Raw genomic sequence first — 4,459 nt, forward strand, 5'->3', positions numbered from 1 at the left:
GGGCGCCCCGGCGGGCCCTCCCGCGCGCGTGGACGGCGCGCCGCAGCCGCGTCCGCCGGCCGAACTCGTGCTCCGGGTGACCCTGGGCCCGCGCGACGACTGGTTCACGGCGCGGGCGGTCCGGGATCTGACCACGCGCGCGTACCGGGTCTCCGCGTCGAGCAACCGCATCGGGCTGCGCACCGAGGGGCCCGCCCTGGAGCGGGCGCGGACCGGTGAACTCCCCAGCGAGGGCATGGTTCTCGGCGGGGTCCAGGTCCCGCCGGACGGGCGCCCGGTGGTCTTCCTCGCGGACCATCCGACCACCGGCGGCTACCCGGTGATCGCGGTGGTCCGCGCCGCCGACCTCCCGGCCGCCGCCCAGGCCCTCCCGGGCACACCGGTCCGGTTCGTACCGGTACGGCGCCGCTGAGCACGGAGCGCCCCAGGCCCCCAGGTTCCGCTCAACAGGCCGGGACAGCCCCGGCGGAGCCGGCCGTCTCCACGGCCCCCGCCGCTCCCGGGCCCACCAGCGCGACCGCGCCCTCCGTCGTGACCGTCCCGCCCGTCGGCCCGCCGCGGCGCTGGACCGCCGCCTGCTCGGCGGGACCGGCCGGCAGGGCCGCCAGGGCCGCCGACACGGCGGCCGACGCGCGCAGCTCCAGGTGGGTGCCGGTGCCCCGGGCGCGGTGGCGCAGTTCGTCGGCGGCGAGGCGCAGCAGCTGCGGCAGCAGGTCGTTGCAGCGCCGGAGCACCCAGCAGGTCCCGGCCGTGGCCAGCCACCACAGGCCCGCCGCCCGGGTCGGCGCGGGCGACTGCGGTTCGGGCGAGGGCGGTTCCCCTCTCGCGTGGCCGGCCTCGGCGAGCAGGGCGTGGCAGCGGACGGCGAGCCGCCGGTGACCGCGCTCGCCGGGGTGCAGCCGGTCCGCGCTCCACAGGCTCCGGTCGCTGATCCAGGCGTCGTCCGCCGCGTGCAGATGGAGGGCGCCGTACCGCTCGGACAGCGCGTGGACGACCGCGTTGACCGCCCGTTGCCTGCGGGCCAGCGGGCGGGCCAGGGCGTCGGGGAGCCGGAGCACGGCGCCGGGGTCGGGCAGGCAGGCGGTGAGCAGGGTGGCGCCCTGGCGGGTGAGGGAGCCGTAGACCTGGTCGAGGTGGGCGGCCACGGCGTGGATGTCGAAGGTGCGGCGGAGCGTGTCGTTGACGCCGACGACCACGGACACCAGGTCGGGGCGCAGCTCCAGGGCGGCCGGCGTCTGCTTCTCCAGCACGTCGCGGGTCTGCGCCCCGCTGACCGCGAGGTTGGCGAACCACACCCGCTCTCCGCCCTCGGCGAGGGAGGCGGCCGGCAGCGCGGCCCAGCCCCGCCATCCGGTGGCGACCGGGTCGCCGACGCCCTCGGTCAGCGAGTCCCCGAGCGCGACGAACCGGACCGGGCCGCTCCGCTCCCTCCCGGCATCGCCTCCCGTGCCGCGCCCTGCGCCACGCACCGGACGGCTCGGCCGCCTTCCGGCATCGGCTCTCATGCCACGCCCTCCGGTATGGCGGGCCGGGCGTCGTCCCGGCGCAGGACCTCCGCGTCGTGGGCCGCCAGGAAGGCCTCCACGGCCGTTCCCCAGCCGAAGCACTCCGCACGCGCGCGTGCCGCTTCGCGCCGCTCGGGCTCGGCGCGGCCCAGCAGCAGTTCCACGGCGTCCGCGAACGCCTCCCCGCCGCCGGCCGCGGTGGCTCCGGCGGACCCGATGATCCCGGGCAGCGCGGAGGACGCGCTCGCCACCACGGGCGTGCCGCACGCCATGGCCTCCAGTGCGGCCAGTCCGAAGGTCTCCGCGGGCCCGGGCGCGAGGCACACGTCGGCGGACGCCTGGAGCGCGCCGAGGGACGTCCGGTCGGAGACGTGCCCGAGGAAGCTCACCGGCAGCCCGCGGTCCCGCGCGCGTTGCTCCAGCCGGGCGCGCAGCGGCCCGTCCCCGGCCACCACGAGCACCGCGGGCCGTCCGCGCCGCAGCAGGGCCTCCAGGGCGTCCAGGGCCGTGCCGGGGCGCTTCTCGACGGACAGCCGGGACGCCATCACGAGGAGCGCCTCGTCCGCGCGCGCGTAGCGGCCACGCAGCCCGGGGTCGCGCAGCGCGGGGTGCCGTTCCGTCAGGTCGACGCCCAGGGGGGCGCGTACGACGTTGCGCGCGCCGATGCGCACGAACTCGCGCTCGGCGAATTCGGTGGTGCACACGACCCGCGAGTAGACGTGCGCGGTCCGGGTGTTGAGGGAGTCGGCGGCGCGCCGGGCGAGGTGCTCGGGCAGGCCCCAGGTGCGCAGCACGCCGTCGGCGGTCTCGTGGGAGACCATCACGGCGGGCACGCGTGCGCGGCGGGCCCAGCGGCCGGTCCAGCGCAGGGTGGTCCGGTCGGAGACCTCCAGACGGTCCGGGGCCAGCTCCTCCAGGAGGGCGGCCACGCGCCGCTTGTCGGTGAGGACCCGGTAGCCGCCGGTGCCGGGCAGCGGCGGGCCGGGCAGGGTGATGACGCGGCCCTGCTCGGTGTCGCGGTCGGTGTGCCGTTCGCCGGGGACGATCAGGACCGGTTCGTGGCCCGCGGCCCGGAACCCCTTGCCGAGTTCGCGCAGGGCGGTGCGCAGGCCGCCGGAGGCGGGGGCGACGAAGTTGGCGAGGCGGACGATCCGCAGGGGCTGCCCGGTCATGCCGCCACCGCCGTCCTCCGGTCCGCGAGGACGTCGTCGTAGTGGGCGATGAGCTGGTCGCCGACGGCGGCCCAGGTGCGGCCCTCGACCGTCGCGCGGGCGGTGGCGCCGTACACGGCCCTGCGCACGGGGTCGGCGGCCAGGGCGCGGACGGCCTGCTGTACGGCGGCGGCGTCGCGCGGCGGGACCAGCAGGCCGGTGCGGCCGTGGTCGACCAGGTCGAGCGGGCCGCCGGCGGCGGGCGCGACGACCGGGACACCGCTGGCCATGGCCTCCTGGACCGTCTGGCAGAACGTCTCGAAGGGACCGGTGTGCACGAACACGTCCAGCGAGGCGAAGATGCGGGCCAGTTCGTCGCCGGTACGACGGCCGAGGAAGACGGCGCCGGGCAGGGCCTCGGTCAGGTGGGCCTGGCTGGGTCCGTCGCCGACGACCACGACCCGCACGCCGTCCGTCCCGCAGACTCCGGAGAGGAGTTCGACGTGCTTCTCCGGGGCGAGCCGGCCGACGTAGCCGACGATCAGTTCGCCGCCGGGCGCGAGGGAGCGGCGCAGTGCCTCGTCCCGGTGCTGTGGCCGGAAACGTACGGTGTCCACGCCGCGCGGCCAGAGCCGTACCCGCGGTACGCCGTGTTCCTCCAGGGCGGACTGGGCGGCACTGGACGGGGCCAGGGTGCGGTCGGCGGCGGCGTGGACGGCGCGGATCCGCCGCCAGGCCGCGGCCTCCCCGGCACCCATGTAGGTACGGGCGTAGCCGGCGAGGTCGGTCTGGTAGACGGCGACGGCGGGGATGCCGAGCCGGGCGGCGGCGGCCATGCCACGGACGCCGAGGACGAAGGGGCTGGCCAGGTGGACCACGTCGGGGCGGTGCGCGACGAGGGCGGCGGCGAGGCGCCGGCTGGGGAGGGCGACGCGGACCTGGGGGTAGCCGGGGAGCGGCAGGGAGGGGATCCGGACGACCGGGCACGGGGCGTCCGTGTCCGGGCCGCTGCCGGGCGCGGGAGCGGGGGCGACGACGAGGGGGAGGTGACCGCGATCCACGAGGTGCCGGGCGGTCTGGAGCGCGCAGTGGGCCACGCCGTTCACATCGGGGGGAAAGGATTCGGTCACGATGACGACACGCATACGGGTGTTGTCGCCGCGCCGGACGTGCCCGCGTCAACTTCGATCTTTCGGCGCGGGGAACGTCCCATGAGCGTTGGGCTGCACACCCGAGCGGGTCAGGCGGCCGTCATGGCCGCCTGACCCGCGAGTCATCCGGTGTTCACCCGGCGGGCGCTCGTTCGCCCGGGAAGACGTCCGGGCGGGGGACGGCGGACGCGCCCTCGTCCGCTTCGGACCGGACGCGCCTCAGCCGCTGCGGACCGGACGCGCCTCAGCCGAGGGCCGTGTCCGGTCCGAAGCGGCTGCGTACCGCGGTCTGCACCTCGGCCTCCTCGGCCGGATCGGCGGCCAGGCGGCGCAGGCGCTCCACGACCCGGGCGTCGCCGGTCTCGGCGTGCCGGGCGGCCAGTTCGCGGGTGGTCTCCTCGCAGTCCCACAGGCATTCGACGGCGAAGCCGGTGGCGAAGGAGGGATCGGTGGCGGCCAGCGCGCGGGCGGCGCGGCCACGGAGATGGGAGGAGGCCGTCTCGCGGTAGACGTGGCGCAGGACGGGGGCGGCGCAGGCGATGCCGAGACGTCCGGCGAGTCTCCGCCGGCTTGTAGAGGCCGTCCGCGCTGGTGATCACCGGGGGCGGCGGGGAGTCGGTGTCGACGCGGAAGTAGCACCAGGACGACCAGG

Annotated in this window: 3 protein-coding genes and 2 pseudogenes; 1 reads left to right on the forward strand and 4 read right to left on the reverse strand. The window is 77.3% G+C overall.

Annotation, left to right across the window (positions count from 1 at the left end; translation table 11 throughout):
* Positions 1-412: pseudogene (locus tag ABZV94_RS40365) on the forward strand (allophanate hydrolase subunit 2 family protein); the annotation flags it as partial.
* 31 nt (positions 413-443) lie between these two features.
* On the opposite strand, the gene ABZV94_RS40370 reads toward ABZV94_RS40365, so the two are convergent.
* The 4 genes and pseudogenes from ABZV94_RS40370 to ABZV94_RS40385 form a co-directional block, all read right to left on the reverse strand.
* A complete protein-coding gene (locus ABZV94_RS40370) occupies positions 444-1,469 on the reverse strand; it encodes an SGNH/GDSL hydrolase family protein (protein ID WP_356349886.1) in 1,026 nt (341 codons plus the stop codon).
* A 32-nt stretch (positions 1,470-1,501) separates the two neighbouring features.
* Complete coding sequence (locus tag ABZV94_RS40375) at positions 1,502-2,677, reverse strand: glycosyltransferase (protein ID WP_356349888.1); 1,176 nt, start codon at positions 2,675-2,677, stop codon at positions 1,502-1,504.
* On the reverse strand, positions 2,674-3,801 hold the full coding sequence (locus tag ABZV94_RS40380; RefSeq protein ID WP_356349890.1) for a glycosyltransferase family 1 protein: 1,128 nt from the start codon (positions 3,799-3,801) through the stop codon (positions 2,674-2,676). The genes ABZV94_RS40375 and ABZV94_RS40380 overlap by 4 nt, the downstream gene beginning before the upstream one ends.
* 250 nt (positions 3,802-4,051) lie before the next feature.
* Positions 4,052-4,360, reverse strand: a pseudogene (locus ABZV94_RS40385) (HEAT repeat domain-containing protein); the annotation flags it as partial.
* Positions 4,361-4,459: the final 99 nt, after the last annotated feature.

Source organism: Streptomyces sp. NPDC004658, assembly GCF_040609555.1.
Classification (GTDB): Bacteria; Actinomycetota; Actinomycetes; order Streptomycetales; family Streptomycetaceae; genus Streptomyces.

Excerpts from the sequence above, each read along its gene's own strand:
- ABZV94_RS40375 (WP_356349888.1), bottom strand. The coding sequence starts at position 2,677 with ATGACCGGGCAGCCCCTGCGGATCGTCCGCCTCGCCAACTTCGTCGCC.
- ABZV94_RS40380 (WP_356349890.1), bottom strand. The coding sequence starts at position 3,801 with ATGCGTGTCGTCATCGTGACCGAATCCTTTCCCCCCGATGTGAACGGC.